Raw genomic sequence first — 20,277 nt, forward strand, 5'->3', positions numbered from 1 at the left:
ACGACCGTTCTCGCGTCGTCGACGATTCAGGAGAGAGCCATGACCGCACGCCCGCCGGTACCGCCGTTCACCCGCGAGACCGCGGCCGAGAAGGTCCGCCTGGCCGAAGACGGCTGGAACTCCCGCGATCCGGAGAAGGTCGCCCTCGCCTACAGCGCGGACTCGCGCTGGCGCAACCGCGCGGAGTTCGTCACCGGGCGCGACGCCATCGTCGCCTTCCTCTCCCGCAAGTGGGTCCGGGAGCTCGACTACCGCCTGATCAAGGAGCTGTGGGCGCACGACGGCCACCGCATCGCGGTGCGGTTCGCCTACGAGTGGCACGACGACTCCGGCCACTGGTACCGCTCGTACGGCAACGAGAACTGGGAGTTCGACGACGACGGGTTGATGCGTGCCCGGCACGCGTCCATCAACGACGTGCCCATCGAGGAGTCCGACCGCAAGTACCACTGGCCGCTCGGCCGCCGCCCGGACGACCACCCCGGCCTCTGCGACCTCGGGCTGTGACCGCGGACCGGCGCCCCCGACACCGCGGCCGTCTCGGCGGCTTCGGCCCTGTCAGCGGCCGCAGCAGGAACGGCAGCAGGGCGCACTGCGCGGCGACCGCGACCCAGAACAGGCCCGCGCCACCGGACCGTTCGGCGAGCCGGTAGCCCTCCCCGCCGACGATCCCGCTGGCGAAGGCGCCGATACCGGCCGCGAGCCGCTGGTGACCGAACACCACCGCCGGCGCCCGGGGCGAGCGGGCGAGGGCCTCGAGGTCGTTCTTGAAGAAGAGGACGACCTCGCCGAGACAGACGCACAAAGCCCCGGCCATGATCGCCACGCCGTTGCCGACGGCGAGCGTGGCCATCCCCGCGGCCATCGCGCCGAAGCCAAGCCACAGGGCACGGGCGTAGGGCAGCCGTGCGATCCACTCCGAGAGGAGCGGTTGCGCGACGACGAGCACCAGGGCGTACGACGCCAGGACCAGGCCGTAGTACGTCGTCGACGTGCGGGGCACCGCATACAGCGCGAGGTAGTGCTGGAAGAACATGAAGACGTACAGGCTCAGCACGGTCGTCGCGAACGGCAGCACCGCCAGACCGGCGAACGCCCTGGTCCGGCGGGCGGGTAGCTCGGCCCCGGCACCCGGCTCGTCCCCGCGGTCGGGGCCCTCCGCGGGGAGCAGGGCATGGCCCACGGTGATCGCCGCGAAGAGCACGGTCACCGCGGTGAAGAGTCCGGCCGAGGCGCTGAGCACGAAAGGGGCCGCCGCGAGCGGGCCCAGGGCGATGCCCGCGTTCAGCGCGGAACTGCTCGCGGACAGCACGAGGGGCCGCTGCTCCTCGCCGGCCGCATGGATCAAGTACGCCTTGTTCGCGGGCAGATACAGCGCGGCGCCCACGGACACCAGCAGGAGGGCGAAGACCGCGGCGGCAGGATGGCGCAGGCCCGGCAGGAAGCAGGCGAAGCCCGCCGTGCGGATCACCAGGGCGAGCAGCATCGTGCGCCGGAGCCCCAGGCGCCCGGCGATCGCGCCGCCCGCCACCCCGCCCGAGAACTGCACCAGCGAGGCGACGGCGAGCACGACGCCGACGGCACCGAGCCCCATGCCCAGCCGCTCGTGGAGCAGCACCGACATGAAGGGCAGAACGGCGAAGCTGCCCAGCGGGATCAGGAACGACCCGGCCAGCAGGAAGCGCTGCGGCCCGGTGAGCCGCGCGAGGCCCGCTCGCAGGCGCCCGCGCGGCTTCCCCGGGAGCGTCACTCCGGGGCGTCGGCGGCGACGAGCGGCCGTATGCTGCCGGCCGCGCTCAGCGCACGGTGCAGGGCCAGTTCCGAGGTCGCGCCCTCGGCCAGGACGATGCCGGTGCAGCCCCGCTGGTCGTGCACGTGCTCCAGGCGGTCGCCGGGGGCCGCGGTGGGATACCACTCGGGCGAGCCGGGGAACACGGAGAGGCCGTCCAGGCCGCTCCAGCCGGTGAGGGTGCCGGGGCGGTCGGGGTAGACGAGGACGAAACCCGTGGCGGGGCCCGTGGCCGCCGGTGCGTCGAGCAGGGCGGGACGCAGGCCGAGCGCCACGGCGACCATCGCGTCGTACACGTTGGTGCGCAGGGCACGGCACAGTGCCTCGCCGACGAGCGCGCCGCCGATGCGGCGGTTGATCTCCACGAGCTCCGGGCCGTCGGCGGTGAGGACGAACTCGACGTGCGCGAAGCCCGCGTCATGGCCCGCGGCCGCCAGGACGCGCGCCACCCAGTCCTCGATGAGGGCGAGGTCCGGTTCCGGCAGGGCCACGGGGAAGGCGGCGGCCTCCTCGCGCACGGACGGCTCGGGCGCCAGCCGGCGGCTGAGCACACCGAGGAGCTTCGTCTCCCCCGCCCAGCTGAGCGTCTCCGCGCTGTAGAGGGGCCCGGCGAAGAAGGGTTCCGCGAACAGCCGCCCGGTGAAGGGGCGTCGGGCCGCTTCCCGGAGGGCTGCGTGCAGCTGCCGCTCGTCACGGATCAGCCAGACGTTGCGCGACGAGGTCCCCGCCGAGTCCTTGAGGACCAGGGGCAGACCGACCTGCCGGAGCACCTCGTCGGCCGCCGCGGGCCCGGCCGCGACCATGCGGGCGGGGCCGCCCCCGAGGCCCTGTCCGTGCAGGAGGTTGCGCACCCGCGCCTTGTCCCGCAGGACGCGGACCGCGGCCGGATCGGGCCCCGGCAGGCCGAGTTCGGCGGCGAGATGGGCGCCCGGCACGCTCCAGGTGTCGGTCTGGTTGATGAGTCCCTTCAGGCCCGGCACCGCGGCCAGGGCCGCGGCGGACGCGGCCGCGTCGTGGGTGTCGACGTCGACGACGTCGAGGGCGCCGGACTGCAGGCGCTCCAGTTCGTGCCGGTAGACGCTGCGGTCGCCGGTGAGCAGGCACAGCCGGTGCCCGGCGGCCTCGGCCGCCTCCACCAGGCGGCCCAGGCCGAAAGTGAGTGCTTCCAGGGCGGCGATCGTCACGATGCCTTCCCCTCCTTCTCGTGCCGGTCGTTCGTGTCGTGCTGCGCGTGCTCGGTGTGCACGGTGTGCTCGGTGTGCTGCTTCGCTCGCACGTCGTAGCTCCGCCGGTTCCACTCCATCGCCGACCACGGCGGCGCGAGGCCCGTCAGGTCCGTGATCTGGTGCGGCTTGAGGGCGCGCGGGTCGAGCGCCTCCTGGTGGCGGGAGAAGACCCGCTCGGTGTAGCGGTGTCCCGTGTCGGCGCCGATCACCAGATGCACGCGGTCCGGGTTCCGGGCCGCCTCCCAGCCCGCGACGAGGTGGGCCGCACCGGTGGAGAGCCCGGCGAACACCGCGTGGGCGCGCAGGAGATCGACGGCTCCCGCCATGGCGTGCCGGAAGTCGACCCAGTGGAGGGTGTCGTACAGGTCGTGGCGGACGTTGTCGAAGGGGATCGAGCTGCCGATCCCGGCGATGATCGCCTCCGGATCGCTGAAGTCCTCGCTGCCGAACGTGACGCTGCCGAACGGTTGCAGGCCCACCAACCGCACCTCGCGTCCGCGGTGGCGCAGCGGCTGGACGAGCCCGCCGGTGGAGGCGCCCGTGCCGACGGCGCCCACCACGGTCAGCGGGGTGTCGGGCAGTGCGGCGTCGACCAGATCCGCGAACTCCTGGTAGCCCGCGTAGTGCACGCCGTCGTGGTACTGCCGCATCCAGTGCAGATCGGTGCGCCCGGCCAGCAGGTGGCGCACCCGGCGGACCCGGCGCTCCTGGTCGAGGCGCAGGCTGTCGGAGGGCGGCATCTGGTCCACCGTGGCCCCCAGGATCTCCAGCTGCGCGCGCATCGCCGCGTCGACGGTGGTGGAGGCCACGATGTGGCAGCCGAGCCCGTAGCGGTGGCAGGCCATGGCCAGGGCGAGGGCGTAGATCCCGCTGGAGCTGTCGACGAGGGTCTGGCCGGGCCGTACGGTCCCGCGCTCCAGGAGGGTGCGGACCGCGCCGAGCGCGGCGTACACCTTCATCGTCTCGAAGCGGGCGAGGACCACGTTGTCGGTGAGCCGCAGCAGGTCGGGGGCCTTCATCGCGTCGGTGATGTGCCCGTGGACGGTGGCGGGGGCCGCGGGGGCCGCCGGCGTGCGTACGGCGGTCACCGTCCGACCGACCGGAGGTAGCCGCCCAGGCGCTCCGCGCCCTTGACGTTGCGCGGGCCGCTGACCGCGTCGCCGTAGGACAGGACGAAGAAGCGGCCCTCCTTGACGGCCGGCGCCGATTTCAGGCCGGGGAGCGACTTCAAGTAGGCGATCTTCTTCTCGGCGGGCTGGTCGGCGTAGTCGATGACGACGATGACCTCGGGCTTGGCCTTGATGACCGGCTCCCAGCCGACGGTCGTCCAGCCCTTGTCGAGGTCGTCGAAGACGTTGGTGGCGCCCGCGGCTTTGATGATGTCGTTCGGTGCGGCGTGGCGTCCGGCGGTGAAGGGCTGGTCGGTGCCCGAGTCGTAGACGAAGACCTTGGCCGGGTCGCCCCGGTCGGGCCAGGTCTTCTTCAGGGCGCCGACGCGTGCCTTGAGGCCGGTGACGACCTTCTCGGCGCGCTGCTCCACGCCGAAGATCCGGCCCAGGTTGTCCAGGTCCGTGTAGAGCGCCTCCAGGGGCGTGACGTCGACGCTCTTGTCGCCGTAGTCCCAGCACGTCTCGGTGTGCAGATAGCTGGCGGACCCGACCTTCTCCAGGAGCGCGGGCGTGATGCCGCGCTCCTCGCTGAAGCCGGAGTTCCACCCGGCGAGGACGAAGTCGGCCTTGGCGTCGGCCACGATCTCGCGGGTGATGCGCTCGGTGCCCAGGCGCTCCACGTCGGCGTAGTCCTGGCGCCAGGGCGAGCCCTTGATGGACGGGTCGCCGAGCTTGTTCATGACGTAACCGCGCATCCGGTCGGCGAGGCCGAGGGAGAACATCTTCTCGGCGCCGCTGACGTCGTAGGCCACCGGACGCCGAGGCCGGCTGTACGTGACGTCCTTGCCGCAGTTGGAGACGGTGACCGTCTTCGCCTTGTTCTTCGCCGTCGGCTCGATGTCGGCGCCACAGCCGGTGGTCAGGAGCCCGGTCGTCAGGAGTACGGCGGCTGCCAGGGCGCGGGACAGCGGTGGTCGGATCATGAGTGCGGTCCTTCTGACGGGGCGTCGGCGCAGGCCGGGACGCCGACGGGGGTGAGGTCGTAGACGAGGTGGGGCGTCCCGGTGCGGGGGTGGTGCACGACGGTGGCGTCGACGCCGAACACCTTGCGGATCAGCTCGGGGTTCAGGACCTCGGCCGGGGTGCCCGTGGCGACCAGGGAGCCGGAGCTCAGGACGGCGATGCTGTCGCAGGCCGCGGCCGCCAGATTGAGGTCGTGGAGGGCCGTGAGCACCGTGAGGCCCGAGCCGCGCAGGAAGGAGAGGAGCTCCACCTGGTGGCGGATGTCGAGGTGGTTGGTCGGCTCGTCGAGGACCAGGACGCGGGGTTCCTGGACGAGGGCGCGCGCCACGAGCACGCGCTGGCGCTCGCCGCCGGAGAGCGTGAGCACGCTGCGGTCCGCGAGCGGGGTCACGTCGAGGCGGTCCATCGCCTGCCGGCACAGGGCCCGTTCGCGGGCGGTGAGGGGCTGGTTGCCGCGAGCGTGCGGGGCGCGGCCGAGAGCCACGACCTCCGCCACGGTGAAGTCGAGGTCGGTGTGGCTCTCCTGGGTGAGCGCGGCGATGGACCGGGCGCTGTCGCGCAGCTTGAGCGACGTCAGGTCGGCCCCGTCCAGGAGCACGGCGCCCGACGTCGGCCGCAGCGCCCGGTAGACGCAGCGCAGCGCGGTGGACTTGCCGCTGCCGTTCGGGCCGACGAGCCCGACGATCCGGCCGGCGTCCACCTCGATGTGCAGCCGGTCGACGAGAGCGCGCCCCGCCGCCTCGACCGTCAGATCCCGCAGGACGAGACTCATCTAGCGCCCTCCGAAGAGATAGCCGCGGCGGCGCATCAGCACGATGAACACCGGTACGCCGATCAGCGCGGTGATCACCCCCAGCGGCAGTTCCTCGGGGGCGAACGCCGTGCGGGCGACGAGGTCGACCCAGACCAGGAAGCAGGCTCCGGCGAGCGGTGCCACGGCCAGGACCCGGCGGTGGGTCGAGCCGACGAGGATGCGCACGACATGGGGCAGGACGAGCCCGACGAAGCCGATCGCGCCGCTGACCGCGACGATGAGACCGGTGACCGCCGCCGTGAGGAGGAAGAGGCGGCGGCGCAGTGCCTCCGCGTCGACGCCCAGGCTGGCCGCGGTCTCGTCCCCCAGGGACAGCACGTCGAGCGAGCGGCTCTGGCGCAGCAGCACCACGACCGTGACCAGGACGGCCCCGGCCGCGAGCGGCAGCGACTCCCAGGACGCCGAGCCGAGGCTGCCGAGCAGCCAGAACAGCACGGTCCGGGCGGCCTGGCCGTTGGGCGAGAGGAAGACGAGCACGCTCATCAGCGCCTGGAACCCGTAGGCCAAAGCGACGCCGGTGAGGACCAGGCGCAGCGGCGTCAGACCGAGCGGCCCGCGCGCGGCGAGGTACACCAGCACGGTGGCGCCGAGCGCCCCCAGGAACGCGGCGGCGGACAGCGCGTAGACCCCGAGACCGGCGAAGACCCCGAACACCACGACCGCGGTGGCCCCCACGGAGGCGCCGGAGGAGATGCCGAGGACGAAGGGGTCCGCGAGGGCGTTGCGCACCAATGCCTGGATCGCGACGCCGACGACCGAGAGCCCGGCCCCGACCACGGCGGCGAGCAGCACCCGCGGGGTGCGCACGTGCCAGACGATGGAGTAGCCGGTCACGTCGTCGGCCCCGATGCCGCCGCCGGTGAGTGCGGCGGTCAGGAACCGCACGACGTCGCCGGGCGGCACGACGGTCGGTCCCAGGGCGATCCCGGCCAGGACGGAGACGACCAGCGCCACCGAGAGCACGGTCAGCGTGGTCACGAGCCGTCCCCGGCCCGCTTTTCCGGCCGTCGTCTCCGGGAGGTCTGTCTCCGGGGGCGCGGTCCCGGCAGTGGCCTCGGTCATGAAGTCCCTTCACCCGTCGGACGGTTCGCGGCGGTCCGGCCGCCCCTGCCCGGGGCGGCACGCTCCAGTAGTCGGCGGGCGGCGGCGCCGGGTTCCCGCGGATTCACGAACTGCCCCGGGCGCTGCCGGGCTTGGTACCTCGCACGATCAGACGGCGCGCGTGCTGGTCGTAGGGCTCCTCGTCGAAGCCGCCGAAGCACCGCACGTCGGTGAACCCGGCGTCCTCGAAGAGCGTGCGCAGTTCGGCGGCGCTGTAGAGGAAGGAGGTGATCGAGGCCTCCCGGGCGGCTCCGTCGCGGACGAGGGTCCAGTCGGTGCGCAGCCGCGACCAGCTGTCCAGGACGGTGTCGCGCTGCACCACGTAGGCGCCGTCGAGTTCGACGATCTGGGGGCGGCCGATCCAGCCGGCGAGGACTTCCTTGCCCATCACGTCGATCAGCAGCCGCCCGCCGGGCACCAGTGACTCATAGGCGTTGCGCAGCACCCGGACGTTGTCCCGCGCGTCGTCGAAGTAGCCGAAGGAGGTGAAGACGTTGAGCACCACGTCGTACGACTCCGGCTCGACGTGGGTGAGCATGTCCGCCCGGATCAGGCGGACGTCGACGGCGGCGTCCTCGCACACGGCGCGGGCCCGCTTCAGGAGCTCCGCGCTGAGGTCCACGCCGGTGACCGTGTAGCCGCGGTGCGCCAGCGGCACCAGGTAGAGGCCGGGCCCGCAGCACAGGTCGAGGACGCGGCTGCCGGGCGGGAAGCCGAGCAGCGGCGAGCGGGCGACGACCTCGGCCGTCTGCGCCCGCCGCCGCTCGGAGAACATCGTCTCGGAGAAGTCGGACCAGAATCCGTCGTCCTCGTACCAGTGCATGCTGCCGCGCCCTCGCTCCCGTGGTGTTCCGGCCCGTACGCGTGCGGCCGTGCGGGCCGGGCGCAGGGGACTTGCGCACCAGTGGTCGGCCGCGGGGCGGCTCTGGTTCCCGGGCGGGGAGGGTCGGGGCGGGGAACCGCGGGGTCAGCCCTCGGCGTTCAGGTGGGCGCCGATCTGGAGGAAGGCCGGGACGAGCGAGGCCGGCGGCACCGCGGGCGAGACGATCTGGGAGGCGAAGTGGGCGATCACCAGGTCGAGTCGGGGTGAGACGAACAGGCGCTGGCCGTGGATCCCGCTGGCCATGAAGGAGTCGTAGGGATCGTTCAGGACCCACCACAGGTCGTGGTACGAGAGCGTGGCGGGCGCCTCGGGGGGCGCGGCCGGGAAGCGGACCCGCCGGGGGTAGCCGTCGGGCACTCCACTGACGATGGTGGTGGCGACGGCCTCCGGCACGACCTGCCGTTCCCCGACCGCTCCGCCGCGGCGCAGCGCCTCACCGAGCCTGGCCACGTCACGGGCCGTGGCGCTGAATCCGCCGCAGGCGGCTTCGACGCCTTCACCGTCGAGGATGTAGTACGCGTCCTCCTGCGCGCCCAGGTGCGACCAGATCACTTCGCCGAGCAGGGCGGACGTGCTGATCCCGGTGATCCGGCGCAGGACTTCGGCCAAGGCTTCGACGTTGCCGTTCTCGTAGCGGAACTCGGTGCCCGGCGCGCCGGTGGCCCGTGCGGTGGCCAGGTGTTCGCGGATGCTGGTGGGTCCGCTGTAGCCGTTGGGCCGCAGTTGGGGTCCCACGATCGCGAAGTAGCGCTGCGCCTCGATGGACTTGTCGAAGCGGCGGCCCGCGTAGCTCACCTGGGTGCCCATGTGGAGCAGGTGGTCGACCCGGGCGTCCCCGTACGCGGTGCCCGCGAGCTCGGGCACGTAGTGCGAGACCAGGGCCGTGCGGTCCAGGAGGCCGTCGTGCGCGAGGGTCGCCGCGACGAGCCCCAGGTAGGACTTGGCAGCGGAGGCGTTGAAGTGGGGCGTGTGCGGCCGGGTGCCGTGGAAGTAGCGCTCGTAGGCGACGGATCCGCGGTGCAGGACCACGACGGCGTCGGTCTCGGCGGCGGCGAACAGCTCCGGCAGCTTGAGCGAGGATCCGCCCGGCACGGAGATCTCCAGAGTGTCCAGGTCGCGCGGCCTGCCGGGCAGATCACGGGCGGGGGCCGCGCCGCGCCACACCCGGCGGCTTGGCGAGATCTCGCGGCCCGCGGCCGTGTAGCGCCGGACCCAGGCGGGGTCGGTGTAGCCGCGGGTCCAGCGGAGGTCGCCCAGCGGCTGCTCATCGGGCGTGGCTCGCGGCGCGGCGCGTGGCTCGTATCGCGGGGTGGTGCGCGCTTCGTGGGACGGGGTGGATCGTGCGGCGTCTCGCGGCGTGGCGTGTTCTTCGTCCCGCGTCATGGATCGTGCTTCGTCTCGCGGCATGGGGCGCCCCTCTCATCGCGGTGGCTCGCTCCCCTCGGGAGGATCGGGCCGACGGTCAGGTCGGCCTGAGCTAGCCGTAGATTCACTTCACTCTAATCGTTAACATACAGAGTGTTCAGTAATCTGACATCGCCGCGACCCCGAGATCCGGGCCTCCGCAGCCCTCTCCTCCGCATGCCCTTTTCGCCGCACCCGCGCCTGCTCCCCGACCGCAGGAGTTCCCATGGCCACTGAGCACGTCTCGCCGCACACCTCGGCGCCGCCCCTCGAAAACGCCTCGGCGCCGCCCGAGTTCGACCGGCGGCGCGCCTGGCTGATCACCGCGATGATCGTCGCGTTCATGCTGATCAACTACGCCGACAAGTCCGTCCTGGGGCTCGCCGCCGTGCCGATCATGGACGAGCTGGACATCAGCAACAGCACGTACGGCATGATCTCCAGCTCGTTCTCGATCCTGTTCAGCCTCTCCGGGCTCCTTGTCGGATTCGTGTCGTCCCGCGTCTCCAGCCGGGCCCTGCTCTTCACCATGGCCGCGCTGTGGGCGGTGGCCCAGCTGCCGGTGCTGGTCGTGGCGGCGGTCCCGACGCTGATCGCGGGGCGCGTGCTGCTCGGCGCCGCCGAAGGGCCGGCCGCCTCGATGTCCATGCACGCCCTGTACAAGTGGTTTCCCCTCGACCGGCGCGGCCTGCCGTCGGCGCTCCAGATCAGCGGCGCCGCACTCGGCACGCTCATCGCGGCACCCGTCGTCACCTGGCTCATCACGGCCTTCGGCTGGCGCTCGGCCTTCGCGGCGCTCGCCGTGACCAGCCTGACGTGGAGTCTGATCTGGTGGCGCGTCGGACACGACGGCCCGTACGGTCAGGCGGCGGCGCACCCCAGCCGCCGTGGCCGCACCAGCCGCACCAGCCGCACCAGCCGCCCTGACACGACCACACGGCTGACGGGGCCCGAGCCGGAACCGCGGTCCGAGCCCGAGGCCCAGCCCGAGCCCGAGGCCCAGCCGCACGAACTCCCGCTCCCCTACCGGAAACTCCTCCTGAACGGCACGGTCGTGGGGAGCATCGCGGGTGCCTTCGGCGCCTCGTGGGCGCTGGCCGTCAGCCACGCCTGGCTGCCCGCCTACTTCAGGACCCAGCTCGACATGACGCCGGGCGGTGCGGCGACCCTCATCAGCGGCATCTCCGCCTTCAGCTTCGTCCTGCTCCTGGCGGTGTCACCGTTCGCCGACGCGCTGAACCGCCGAGGCGTCTCCACCCGCTGGGCGACCGGCGCGCCGCAGGGCATCGCGGTCATCGTCGCCGGGCTCGCCATGGCGAGCTTCCCGTTCGCGGGGGACGGCCGGCTGCAAATCCTGCTGATCGCGGTGGCGTTCGGGGGGCACGCCATCGTCTTCCCCCTGCACTACATGACGACGGCCGCCGTCGTCCCCACCCGTCAGCGCGGCGCCCTCTTCGGCATCGTGGCCGCGACGGGGACCCTGCCCGGCCTCATCGCCCCCTCCCTGACCGGGCATCTGCTGGACAGCGCGGGCTCGCAGGGCGCCGGCTACACCATCTCGTTCCTGGTCTCCGCGGCGGTGATGCTGCTGTCCGGCCTGACCGCGCTGGTGTGCATCCGGCCGGAGCGCGACGCCCGGCGGCTGGGCCTGGCCCCCGGGGGCCCGGCCCGGACTCAGACCGGCGCGTCGAAGCCGCTCGCCCAGTAGCGTCCGCGCAGGGCCAGGTCCAGCAGCTGGCGCACGACCTCCTCGGGAGGCATCGGCGGCGTCTCCTGCTCCACCCACCACCGCAGGACGGCGACCTGCTCGCCCACCCAGACGCGGGCGAGGAGGTCGGCGTCGATGCGCGGCTCCACGCCGTTGCGCTCGGCGCGGGCGCGGAACTCCTCGGCGGTGGTCCGCGCACAGGTGTCCACGAACATCTGGAGCGGCTTTCCGTCGCCTTCGCCGCGCAGCACGATCCGGTACAGATCGCGCTCCTCGCGCGCGTGCCGCAGCATTTCGAGGACCGGCTTTCCGGTGAAGCCCACGGCGCTGTCGGCGATGGTCGGCAGCAGCCGCTCCCCCAGCTCCTGCAGCAGGTCGGACGTCACGCGCGCGAACAGGCCTTCCTTGTCCTTGAAGTGCGCGTAGAAGGTCGCGCGGGCGACGTCGGCGCGCTCGGTGATGTCCTCCACGGTCAGCGCGGTGAAGCCACGCTCCAGGACCAGTTCCACCAGCGCCGAGCCGAGCGCCCGTCGCGACCTTCGTGTCCGCCTGTCTTCGGCCATGGAGGCCCTCCTCGCCCGCGTGGTCGTGATTGCGGACCCAGTCTAGAAGACTCTTGACAGTCCAGAGGTTACTGAACACTCTGTTCGTAATTAGTCATTCTGTTTACTTTCACGTTTCCGTTCTGCCCTCCCCTGCCTTTTCCCGCCCATCCCCCGCCCCGCTTCGGAGAACGCGATGAACCTCGGCACCTATCTGACCCGCAGCGCCCGCTACTGGCCGCAGGCCACGGCCCTCGTCTGCGGCGACCGCTCGTGGACCTTCGACCGCCTGGAGACGACCACCAACCGGCTGGCCTCCGCGCTGGTCTCCCGCGGGCTGCGCCCCGGCGACGCCGTGGCCTCGCTCGCCTGGAACCGGGGCGAGCTGGTGGAAGCCGAGTTCGCCCTCTACAAGGCGGGGTTGATGCGCGCTCCCGTCAACGCCCGCCTGGGGCGCGGGGAAATCACGCACATCCTGCGCTACGCCCCCGTACGCGCTCTGATCTTCGACGAGGCCCACCGTGCGGACGCCCTCGCCGCGATCGCCGAGGCCGGCACCGACTGCCTGCCGGTCCACCTGGACGGCACACCCGACGGCGCTTCACCGGGCATCGCCTATGAGGCGCTCCTCGCGGAAGGCGGTGCGGACCCGATCAGCGTCGACGTCGACGAGGACTCCCCCTGCGTCCTGAACTTCACCTCCGGCTCCACCGGCGCCCTGAAGGCCGCCGTGCAGACGGTGGGCAACCGGCTCGCCAACATGCGCAAGCAGCTGATGAGCGACGAGTCCCGCCCCCGGCCCGGCACCCGCTACATGGCCTGCGGCCCCATCACCCACGCCACCGGCATGGGCCTGCTCGCCGGGGTGTTCGGCGGGTCGACGACGCACGTCCTGCCCACCTGGAGCCCCGAGGCGTTCCTGGCGGCGGTGGAGAAGGAGCGCATCACCGCGACCTTCCTCGTGCCGGCCATGCTGAACATGGTGCTCGCCCACCCCGGCGCCACCGGGCACGACCTGTCGTCTTTGACCAGCGTGCGGATCGGCGGCGCCCCCATCTCGCCCCAACGCCTGCGCGACGCGGTGGAGTTCTTCGGGCCGGTCGTCGCCCAGGGGTACGGCCTAGGCGAGACCACCAGCGTCGTCGCCGGACTGAGCGGCGAGGAGATCGCCCGCGCGGTCAAGGAGGACCCGGAACTGCTGCAGTCCTGCGGCCGGGCGTCGTACGACACCGAGATCCGCGTCGTCGACGAGGCCGGCCGCGAAGTGGCGCCGCGCGAGATCGGCGAGGTCATCGTGCGGGGACCCGACTGCGTACGGGAGTACTGGCAGGAGCCGCAGCTGTCGGCCGAGACCTTCCGCGACGGCTGGGTGCACACCGGTGACCTGGCCTGGATGCGCGAGGACGGCTATCTCTTCCTCGTCGACCGCAAGAAGGACATGATCATTTCCGGCGGCTTCAACATCTACTGCACCGAGGTCGAGTCCGCCCTCTACGAGCACCCCGCCGTCCTGGAAGCGTGCGTGGTCGGGGTGCCGGACGAGACCTGGGGCGAAGCCGTCAAGGCGGTCGTCGTGACCGAGCCGGGCGCCGCCGTGGGCGCGGACCAGCTCATCGCCTTCTGCGCCGAGCGGCTCGACCGCCTCAAGAAGCCGCGCTCGGTCGACTTCGTCGCCGAACTCCCCCACAACCGCAACGGAAAGCTCGACCGCAAGGCCGTGCGCGAACCGTTCTGGGCCGACGCCGTCCGCCGCGTGAACTGATCCGTCAGCCCCTCACGCCCCCGCCACCCCACGTCACCCCATGACGCCCCGCAACGCCCCGCAACAAGGAACGAGCCGCCATGACCTTCTCCCTGCGCCCCGCCTACGACGACCCGCAGCTGGCCGATCTCGTCGGCCGGCTGCGCGACTACCTCGACGGTGAACTCGCCGACCACGAACGCGAGCGCGGCCTCACCCACGAGAGCCGCCTCACCCGCGCCGACCTCGAACCCGTCTGGCGCCGCAGCCGCGAACTGGGCTTTTACGGCGTTCACTTGCCCGAGGAGTACGGCGGCCGGAACCTCACCTACACCCAGCTCGCCGCCCTCAAGGAGGAGATCGGAGCCAGCGGTCGCGTCCTTGCCCACAGCGTCCTGGGCGACATGGGCGGGCCCCTGCGCGCGGGTGACATCCTCAAGCACGCCACCGACCACCAGCTCGCCACCTATCTGCTGCCCCTGGTCCGCGGCGAGCGGGCCTGCTGCTTCTCCCTCACGGAGACCGACGCGGGCTCCGACGTGCGCTCGATGCGCACCACCGCCGTCCGCGACGGTGACGGCTACCGGCTGACCGGCCACAAGGTGTTCTCGTCGGCCGGGCCGTTCGCCGACTTCGCCATCGTGGTGGCCCGGATGGCCGGCACCGGTGAACAGGAGGGCGACAAGCCGCTGTTCTCCGCCTTCCTGGTCGACCTGGACAGCCCCGGGTGCCGTGTCGAGGACGGCGCGACCCCGATGTCCGGCGAACACATCGAGAGCGACATCGTCCTGGACGACTGCCGCGTCCCGGCCGCCAACCTCCTGGGCGAGGAGGGCAAGGGCATGCGCATCGCGCTCGGCCGCGTCACCACCAACCGGCTGCTGCACTGCCCCACCGTCATCGGCGCCACCCGCCGCGCCCTCGCCCTGACCCTGGACCGCACCCGGCACCGCAAGGTCGCCGGCGGCAAGCCCCTGCTCGCGCTCCAGGCCATCCAGCACAAGGTCGCCGACATGGCCACGGAGCTCTACGCGGCCCGCTCCATGACGTACGCGGCGCTGGCCTCGCTGGACAGGGGCGAGGACGCGCACGCCGAAGCCTTCATGTGCAAGCTCTTCGTGGCCGAGTCAGCGTTCCGGATCCTGGACGAGGCGGTGCAGATCCACGGCAAGGAGGGCCTGACCCAGGGGCACGAGATCGAGTTCCTGTTCCGCAAGATCCGCATGTTCCGCATCCTCACCGGAACCTCGGAGATCCAGCGCAACGGCATAGCCAAACTCCTGGCCTTCCAGCCCTGAGCCGCCTTGCCACCGCCCCGCCTCGGGTTCCGTCCCGGGCGGGGCGCCGGAGCACCGGTGGGGCGGGCCTTTCTAGGCGCCGCTCGCCTTGAGCATGTCCTCGCGCTCGACGATCTTCACGCGCTCGCGCTCCTGCGGCTCGCCGAGGGCCTTCTCCGCGGCGTCGAGGCGGTACCAGCCCTCCCAGGTGGTGAAGCGGATGTTGCGCTCGCCGAGGAAGGCCTCCACGGCCGCCGGCTCGGGGGCGGTGGGCGTGTGCAGACGGGCGTTCGCGTGGTCGTCCAGGAGGCTGGCGACCGTCTCGTTGGCGTCGCCCTTGGTGTGACCGATGAGGCCCACGGGCCCGCGGCGGATCCAGCCGGTGACGTACGTCGACTGAAGGTGCTCGCCGGTCTCCTCGATGACCCGGCCGCCCTTGTCGGGCACCGTGCCCGACGCGACGTCCCAGGGCAGCTTGGGCAGCTCGTCGGAGAGGTAGCCCACGGCGCGGTAGACGGCACCGAGGTCCCAGTCCTTGAACTCGCCGGTTCCCTTGACGTTGCCGGTGCCGTCGAGGGCGGTGCGCTCGGTGCGCAGACCGACCACCTTGCCGTCCTCACCGAGGATCTCGGTCGGCGACTCGAAGAAGTGCAGGAACAGCTTGTGCGGGCGGTCGCCGATGTCGCGGATCGCCCAGTTCTCCAGCGTCTTCGCCACCATGTCGGCCTGCTTGTTGCCGCGCCGGGTCGCGATCGAGCCGTCGTCGTAGTCGATGTCCTCGGGGTCGACGATGACCTCGATGTTCGGGGAGTGGTCGAGCTCCCGCAGCTCCATGGGGCTGAACTTGGCCTGCGCGGGACCGCGCCGGCCGAAGACGTGGACCTCGCGCGCCTTGTTGACCTTGAGCCCCTCGTGGACGTTCGGCGGGATCTCGGTCGGCAGGAGCTCCTCGGCGGTCTTGGCCAGGATGCGCGCCACGTCGAGGGCGACGTTGCCGACGCCGAGCACGGCGACCTTCTCCGCGTCGAGCGGCCAGGTGCGCGGGACGTCCGGGTGCCCGTCGTACCAGGAGACGAAGTCCGCGGCGCCGTGCGAGCCGTCGAGGTCGATGCCGGGGATGTCGAGCGCCCGGTCGGCCGTCGCGCCGGTGGAGAAGATCACCGCGTCGTAGAAGCTGCGCAGGTCGTCCAGATCGATGTCGTTCGGGTAGTCGACGTTGCCGAAGAAGCGGATCTGCGGCTTGTCCAGGACCTGGTGCAGGGCCGTGATGATGCCCTTGATCCGCGGGTGGTCGGGGGCGACGCCGTAGCGGATGAGGCCGAAGGGCGCGGGCATCCGCTCGAAGAGGTCGATCGACACACCGGGCTCGACCGCCGCTGCGGATTTCAGCAGCGCGTCGGCGGCGTAGATGCCGGCCGGACCGGCTCCGACAACGGCTACCCGCAGAGGGCGAGACATGATCAGGTTTCCCTTCGAGCGAAGACATGGGGCTCGTGGGGAAGCCTAAACTAAGGCAATCCTAAGTTAGTACTCGGGCTGGACCTATGACCTCATAAGGACAGCTTATGAGGTCGCGAAGGCAGGGTTTGAGTCGCGCGGGCCGACCGCGCGGGAACTCTGGTATGTCCCGCCCCGTTGTCAACTCACCCCACTCCCACAAGAGTTGAGGCTGCATCCACCCGGCGCCCCGCGCCCGTCGCGGCGCCGAACGGTGTCGAGTTGTCGTGTCAGCGCTTTCGCCGTTCCCTTTTCCGCACTTCACGGAGGCACGGAACCATGAACCGCGATCACCGGAATCACGCCCGGCCCTCCCGGCGCGCCGTCCTCGGCGGCGCCACCCTCGCGTCCCTCGCGGCGGCGACCGGCGCCGGTACGGCCGCCGCCACCCGGGGCGCCGCCTGGCCCACCGAGTTCCCGCTCCCCGACGGCTTCCTCCCCGAGGGGATCGCCATCGGCACACGGCCCTACGCCTACCTGGGCTCGCGCGCCAACGGCGCCCTCTACCGCACGGACCTGCGCACCGGCCGGGGCGAGATCCTGTACGAGGGCGCCGCCGGCCAGGTCGCGGTCGGCCTGAAGGCGGACGACGACGGCCTGCTCTACGTGGCCGGGAACACCGGCGTCGCACGGGTCCACGACGCCCGCAGCGGCAGGCTCGTGACCACCTACCGGCTGACGGAAGCCGCCGGTCACTTCATCAACGACGTCGCCCTGCTCGGCGACCGCGCCTGGTTCACCGACTCGCGCGACAGCGTGCTCCACGGAGTCCCGCGCGGCCGCAAGGGCACGGTGCGCGCCTTGCCGCTCGGCGGCGACTGGGTGCAGACACCGGACGCGATCAACGCCAACGGCATCGTCGGCACCCCCGACGGCCGCGGGCTGATCGTCGTCAGCAGCGCTCCGGGCAAGCTCTACCGCGTCCCGCTCACGACCGGACACGCCACCGAGATCACGCTGGTCGGCGCGGAGAACGTGGTCAACGGCGACGGACTCCTGCGCATCGGCCGCACGCTGTACGTCGTACAGAACCGGCTGAACCTCGTCAGCGTCTTCCACCTGGACGCCCGCGCACGGACCGCCACCCTGCGGCGCACGATCACCGACCCCCGCTTCGACGTGCCCACGACCGCGGCCCGCTGGCGCGACCGCCTCTACCTCGTCAACGCCCGCTTCACGAGCCCGCAGGAACCCACGACGACGTTCAACGCCGTCGCCGTCCCCCTGTGAGGCGCTCCCCCCTCGAATCCTCGAAGCCCTTCGAAACGAGGCCCCAGGGCGCCGGGCGGCACCGATTGAAAGATCAAAGTGGCTCCGGGTTAGCATATGAGCGCCGCCTAGCTCGAAAGATAAACCTGTGACTGTCAATGACGACTCGTTCACCAACTGGAAGAACCGCGAGGAGATCGCGGAGTCGATGATCCCGATCATCGGGAAGCTGCACCGGGAGCGGGACGTCACCGTCCTGCTCCACAGCCGCTCCTTGGTGAACAAGTCGGTGGTCAGCCTCCTCAAGACCCACCGATTCGCCCGGCAGATCGCCGGTGAGGAACTCTCCGTCACCGAGACGCTGCCGTTCCTCCAGGTCCTCACCACGCTCGACCTCGGCCCCTCGCAGATCGACATCGGTCTGCTCGCCGCGGACTACCGTGCCGACGACCGCGGCCTCTCCGTGGCGGAGTTCACCGCCGAGGCCGTCGCCGGCGCCACGGGCGAGAACAAGATCGAGAGCCGCGAGGGCCGCGACGTCGTCCTCTACGGCTTCGGCCGCATCGGCCGCCTGGTCGCCCGCCTGCTCATCGAGAAGGCCGGCTCCGGCAACGGACTGCGCCTGCGTGCCGTGGTCGTCCGCAAGGGCGGCGAGCAGGACATCGTCAAGCGCGCCTCGCTGCTGCGCCGCGACTCCATCCACGGCCAGTTCCAGGGCACGATCACGGTCGACGAGGCGAACAGCACGATCATCGCCAACGGCAACGAGATCAAGGTGATCTACGCCAACGACCCCTCCGAGGTCGACTACACGGCGTACGGCATCAAGGACGCCATCCTCATCGACAACACCGGCAAGTGGCGCGACCGTGAGGGGCTCTCGCAGCACCTGCGTCCCGGTGTCGACAAGGTCGTCCTGACCGCGCCGGGCAAGGGCGACGTCCCGAACATCGTGCACGGCGTCAACCACGACATGATCAAGCCGGACGAGCAGATCCTGTCCTGCGCCTCCTGCACCACGAACGCGATCGTCCCGCCGCTCAAGGCGATGGCCGACGAGTACGGCGTGCTGCGCGGCCACGTGGAGACCGTCCACTCGTTCACCAATGACCAGAACCTCCTGGACAACTTCCACAAGGCCGACCGCCGCGGCCGCTCCGCGCCGCTCAACATGGTCATCACCGAGACCGGTGCGGCCTCCGCCGTCGCCAAGGCGCTGCCCGACCTCAAGGCGCCCATCACCGGCAGCTCCATCCGCGTCCCCGTCCCGGACGTCTCGATCGCGATCCTGAGCCTGCGCCTGGGCCGCGAGACCACCCGCGAGGAGGTCCTCGACCACCTCCGCGACGTCTCGCTGCACTCGCCGCTCAAGCGTCAGATCGACTTCACGACCGCTCCCGACGCCGTCTCCATGGACTTCGTCGGCTCGCGGCACGCCTCGATCGTCGACGCGGGCGCCACCAAGGTCGACGGCGACAACGCGATCCTCTACCTCTGGTACGACAACGAGTTCGGCTACTCGTGCCAGGTCATCCGCGTCGTCCAGCACGTCTCCGGCGTGGAGTACCCGACGTACCCGGTGCCGGTGGCCTGATCACCGCGGCGCACCTCTGCTGCGCAGGTGCAGCCGGAGCTGTCTCAGGGCTCTTGAGGATGGCTCCTGAACTGCACTGATAGGCAAGATCGACGTACACAGCGAGGGCCGCCACCCGCAAGTCAGGCGGCGGCCCTCAGTGATCGTCTACAAGGCCTGGGGGGTTCTCAGGGGGTTTCCGCGGGAACGCGCGCGCCCTCCTCGCGAGGCTCGATCCGAAGCCGTCCGAGCGTCTGATACGGCCTGACCGTCTCCGGGAAATCAGCGTTCAGGTTCAGCGCCTGGGCCACGGCGAGCCCTTCGCGTTGACAATACTCTTCCACCCACGCGAGGCCGGCCGCCAGCGCAGCGTCTCCGTCACCGGGGTCCGTCCGGATCTCCCCCCCAAAGAGGGGCATCGGCGGATGCCTGTACACCCACGGTCCATGCCCCGCCGTAACGAACCCCCGCCAAGAGGAACTCGGACAGCTCCCCTACCCCGTCGGTCGGCAGCGACAGAGTGCTGGTCTCGGTGTAGCCGAGGGGCGCCCACGCGCGTAGGTCCACGGCAGCCGGGGGGTTGGGCGCGCCGTTGTCCAGCCACGCGTCCATGGCGGTCCGGCCCCGCATCCCGTTGTCTGGCAGGAAGTGGGCGTACGTTTCCAGCGTGATGGTCACCGAGGCGTGCCCCATCCAGTGCAACACTGACACCGGATCCTCCCCGGCACCGAGCTGCACGCTGGCGTAGGTGTGTCGCCACCGGTGGTGCATCATCTCCCGGCTGGGCTCCCAGCCCCAGGCCTCGTCTTCTCGCCGCGGTTTGATGAGGCCGGCTGCCGCGAGGGCAGGTTTCATCGTCTTCTCATTGAACGTGCCGGGACGGACCCGGTTCCGCCACTGCGTTGTGACGAGCAGGCTGACGGTGGCCGTCGCCCGCCCGGAGTTTCCCAACCCCTGCCACGGCAGCGTCACCGTGACGGAGGGGAAGTCGTTCGTGTACTCGTTGATGCGTTTGAGGAGGCCCGATGACAGCGGGACCTGACGCTCCTTCAGGTTCTTCGGCAGCTTGAAGTACGCGGTCTTGCCGTCCTTGCTCCACTGCAACTGACGACGGATGCGCATGACCATCAGGCTTTCGTCAATGTCGTCAAGGCTGAAGGCGAACGCCTCTCCCTGCCGCAGCCCTGCATGCACGCCCAGGTCGGCAACCAGCTGGTAAGCGGCGGGGCATCGCCTCCCGGATGGCGTGGGCCTCGCGACTGGTCCAGGAGCGTGCTTTCGTTTTCCCCGCTCTCGGCCGGACGCCGATGGCGGCAGCGCGACAGGGGTTCTGCTTGATGCGTTTACCCTCTGCACTGATCCGAAAATGAGAGCTGATCCG

At 71.2% G+C, this 20,277-nt stretch carries 17 protein-coding genes; 6 read left to right on the top strand and 11 right to left on the bottom strand.

Annotated features, from left to right (window positions below):
- Nucleotides 1–39: 39 nt before the first annotated feature.
- Nucleotides 40–507, top strand: coding sequence for a DUF1348 family protein (locus tag QBL25_RS03800; RefSeq protein WP_409055528.1), 468 nt, complete (start codon nucleotides 40–42; stop codon nucleotides 505–507).
- On the opposite strand, the gene QBL25_RS03805 is transcribed toward QBL25_RS03800, so the two are convergent.
- The 8 genes from QBL25_RS03805 to QBL25_RS03840 form a co-directional block, all read right to left on the bottom strand.
- Entirely contained in the window at nucleotides 410–1,750 is a 1,341-nt protein-coding gene (locus QBL25_RS03805; protein ID WP_409055529.1) for an MFS transporter, read from the bottom strand. The genes QBL25_RS03800 and QBL25_RS03805 overlap by 98 nt on opposite strands.
- The gene (locus tag QBL25_RS03810; RefSeq protein WP_409055530.1) at nucleotides 1,747–2,973 is read right to left on the bottom strand and encodes an ATP-grasp domain-containing protein; all 1,227 of its coding nucleotides are present in this window, start codon (nucleotides 2,971–2,973) and stop codon (nucleotides 1,747–1,749) included. The genes QBL25_RS03805 and QBL25_RS03810 overlap by 4 nt, the downstream gene beginning before the upstream one ends.
- Complete coding sequence (locus QBL25_RS03815) at nucleotides 2,970–4,034, bottom strand: pyridoxal-phosphate dependent enzyme (protein ID WP_409062542.1); 1,065 nt, start codon at nucleotides 4,032–4,034, stop codon at nucleotides 2,970–2,972. The genes QBL25_RS03810 and QBL25_RS03815 overlap by 4 nt, the downstream gene beginning before the upstream one ends.
- Nucleotides 4,035–4,099: 65 nt before the next feature.
- Entirely contained in the window at nucleotides 4,100–5,107 is a 1,008-nt protein-coding gene (locus tag QBL25_RS03820; RefSeq protein ID WP_409055531.1) for an ABC transporter substrate-binding protein, read from the bottom strand.
- Nucleotides 5,104–5,919 (bottom strand): ABC transporter ATP-binding protein, encoded by an 816-nt coding sequence (locus QBL25_RS03825; RefSeq protein ID WP_409055532.1) that lies wholly within the window; start codon nucleotides 5,917–5,919, stop codon nucleotides 5,104–5,106. The genes QBL25_RS03820 and QBL25_RS03825 overlap by 4 nt, the downstream gene beginning before the upstream one ends.
- Nucleotides 5,920–7,023 carry a FecCD family ABC transporter permease gene (locus QBL25_RS03830; RefSeq protein WP_409055533.1) on the bottom strand — a complete coding sequence of 368 codons (1,104 nt, stop codon included), beginning with the start codon at nucleotides 7,021–7,023 and terminating at the stop codon, nucleotides 5,920–5,922. It abuts the gene before it with no gap.
- Between the two features lie 103 nt (nucleotides 7,024–7,126).
- Nucleotides 7,127–7,885 carry a class I SAM-dependent methyltransferase gene (locus tag QBL25_RS03835; RefSeq protein ID WP_409055534.1) on the bottom strand — a complete coding sequence of 253 codons (759 nt, stop codon included), beginning with the start codon at nucleotides 7,883–7,885 and terminating at the stop codon, nucleotides 7,127–7,129.
- Between the two features lie 144 nt (nucleotides 7,886–8,029).
- Entirely contained in the window at nucleotides 8,030–9,328 is a 1,299-nt protein-coding gene (locus tag QBL25_RS03840) for a serine hydrolase domain-containing protein (RefSeq protein WP_409055535.1), read from the bottom strand.
- Nucleotides 9,329–9,575: 247 nt separating this feature from the next.
- On the opposite strand from QBL25_RS03840, the gene QBL25_RS03845 reads away from it, so the two are divergent.
- On the top strand, nucleotides 9,576–11,057 hold the full coding sequence (locus tag QBL25_RS03845; protein WP_409055536.1) for an MFS transporter: 1,482 nt from the start codon (nucleotides 9,576–9,578) through the stop codon (nucleotides 11,055–11,057).
- Here QBL25_RS03845 and QBL25_RS03850 read toward each other — a convergent pair.
- Nucleotides 11,024–11,620 carry a TetR/AcrR family transcriptional regulator gene (locus QBL25_RS03850; RefSeq protein WP_409055537.1) on the bottom strand — a complete coding sequence of 199 codons (597 nt, stop codon included), beginning with the start codon at nucleotides 11,618–11,620 and terminating at the stop codon, nucleotides 11,024–11,026. The genes QBL25_RS03845 and QBL25_RS03850 overlap by 34 nt on opposite strands.
- 175 nt (nucleotides 11,621–11,795) lie before the next feature.
- On the opposite strand from QBL25_RS03850, the gene QBL25_RS03855 reads away from it, so the two are divergent.
- The gene (locus QBL25_RS03855; RefSeq protein ID WP_409055538.1) at nucleotides 11,796–13,361 is read left to right on the top strand and encodes a class I adenylate-forming enzyme family protein; all 1,566 of its coding nucleotides are present in this window, start codon (nucleotides 11,796–11,798) and stop codon (nucleotides 13,359–13,361) included.
- Nucleotides 13,362–13,441: 80 nt separating this feature from the next.
- Complete coding sequence (locus QBL25_RS03860; RefSeq protein WP_409055539.1) at nucleotides 13,442–14,638, top strand: acyl-CoA dehydrogenase family protein; 1,197 nt, start codon at nucleotides 13,442–13,444, stop codon at nucleotides 14,636–14,638.
- Between the two features lie 72 nt (nucleotides 14,639–14,710).
- Here the strand turns inward: QBL25_RS03860 and QBL25_RS03865 are convergent, their stop codons facing one another.
- Complete coding sequence (locus QBL25_RS03865) at nucleotides 14,711–16,075, bottom strand: FAD-dependent oxidoreductase (RefSeq protein WP_409055540.1); 1,365 nt, start codon at nucleotides 16,073–16,075, stop codon at nucleotides 14,711–14,713.
- A 318-nt stretch (nucleotides 16,076–16,393) separates the two neighbouring features.
- Between QBL25_RS03865 and QBL25_RS03870 the strand changes: the two genes are divergently transcribed.
- Both QBL25_RS03870 and QBL25_RS03875 read left to right on the top strand, forming a co-directional pair.
- The gene (locus tag QBL25_RS03870; protein ID WP_409055541.1) at nucleotides 16,394–17,344 is read left to right on the top strand and encodes an SMP-30/gluconolactonase/LRE family protein; all 951 of its coding nucleotides are present in this window, start codon (nucleotides 16,394–16,396) and stop codon (nucleotides 17,342–17,344) included.
- Between the two features lie 127 nt (nucleotides 17,345–17,471).
- On the top strand, nucleotides 17,472–18,917 hold the full coding sequence (locus tag QBL25_RS03875; RefSeq protein WP_409055542.1) for a glyceraldehyde-3-phosphate dehydrogenase: 1,446 nt from the start codon (nucleotides 17,472–17,474) through the stop codon (nucleotides 18,915–18,917).
- Nucleotides 18,918–19,274: 357 nt separating this feature from the next.
- On the opposite strand, the gene QBL25_RS03880 is transcribed toward QBL25_RS03875, so the two are convergent.
- Entirely contained in the window at nucleotides 19,275–20,252 is a 978-nt protein-coding gene (locus QBL25_RS03880) for a tyrosine-type recombinase/integrase (protein ID WP_409055543.1), read from the bottom strand.
- Between the last annotated feature and the right edge of the window lie 25 nt (nucleotides 20,253–20,277).

This window comes from Streptomyces sp. SYP-A7185 (assembly GCF_046103685.1).
Lineage (GTDB): Bacteria > Actinomycetota > Actinomycetes > Streptomycetales > Streptomycetaceae > Streptomyces.

Coding starts and splice junctions, on each gene's coding strand:
- QBL25_RS03840 (WP_409055535.1), bottom strand. CDS start 9,328: ATGACGCGGGACGAAGAACACGCCACGCCGCGAGACGCCGCACGATCC.
- QBL25_RS03815 (WP_409062542.1), bottom strand. CDS start 4,034: ATGAAGGCCCCCGACCTGCTGCGGCTCACCGACAACGTGGTCCTCGCC.
- QBL25_RS03800 (WP_409055528.1), top strand. CDS start 40: ATGACCGCACGCCCGCCGGTACCGCCGTTCACCCGCGAGACCGCGGCC.
- QBL25_RS03845 (WP_409055536.1), top strand. CDS start 9,576: ATGGCCACTGAGCACGTCTCGCCGCACACCTCGGCGCCGCCCCTCGAA.
- QBL25_RS03860 (WP_409055539.1), top strand. CDS start 13,442: ATGACCTTCTCCCTGCGCCCCGCCTACGACGACCCGCAGCTGGCCGAT.
- QBL25_RS03865 (WP_409055540.1), bottom strand. CDS start 16,075: ATGTCTCGCCCTCTGCGGGTAGCCGTTGTCGGAGCCGGTCCGGCCGGC.
- QBL25_RS03870 (WP_409055541.1), top strand. CDS start 16,394: ATGAACCGCGATCACCGGAATCACGCCCGGCCCTCCCGGCGCGCCGTC.
- QBL25_RS03820 (WP_409055531.1), bottom strand. CDS start 5,107: ATGATCCGACCACCGCTGTCCCGCGCCCTGGCAGCCGCCGTACTCCTG.
- QBL25_RS03855 (WP_409055538.1), top strand. CDS start 11,796: ATGAACCTCGGCACCTATCTGACCCGCAGCGCCCGCTACTGGCCGCAG.
- QBL25_RS03835 (WP_409055534.1), bottom strand. CDS start 7,885: ATGCACTGGTACGAGGACGACGGATTCTGGTCCGACTTCTCCGAGACG.
- QBL25_RS03825 (WP_409055532.1), bottom strand. CDS start 5,919: ATGAGTCTCGTCCTGCGGGATCTGACGGTCGAGGCGGCGGGGCGCGCT.
- QBL25_RS03830 (WP_409055533.1), bottom strand. CDS start 7,023: ATGACCGAGGCCACTGCCGGGACCGCGCCCCCGGAGACAGACCTCCCG.
- QBL25_RS03850 (WP_409055537.1), bottom strand. CDS start 11,620: ATGGCCGAAGACAGGCGGACACGAAGGTCGCGACGGGCGCTCGGCTCG.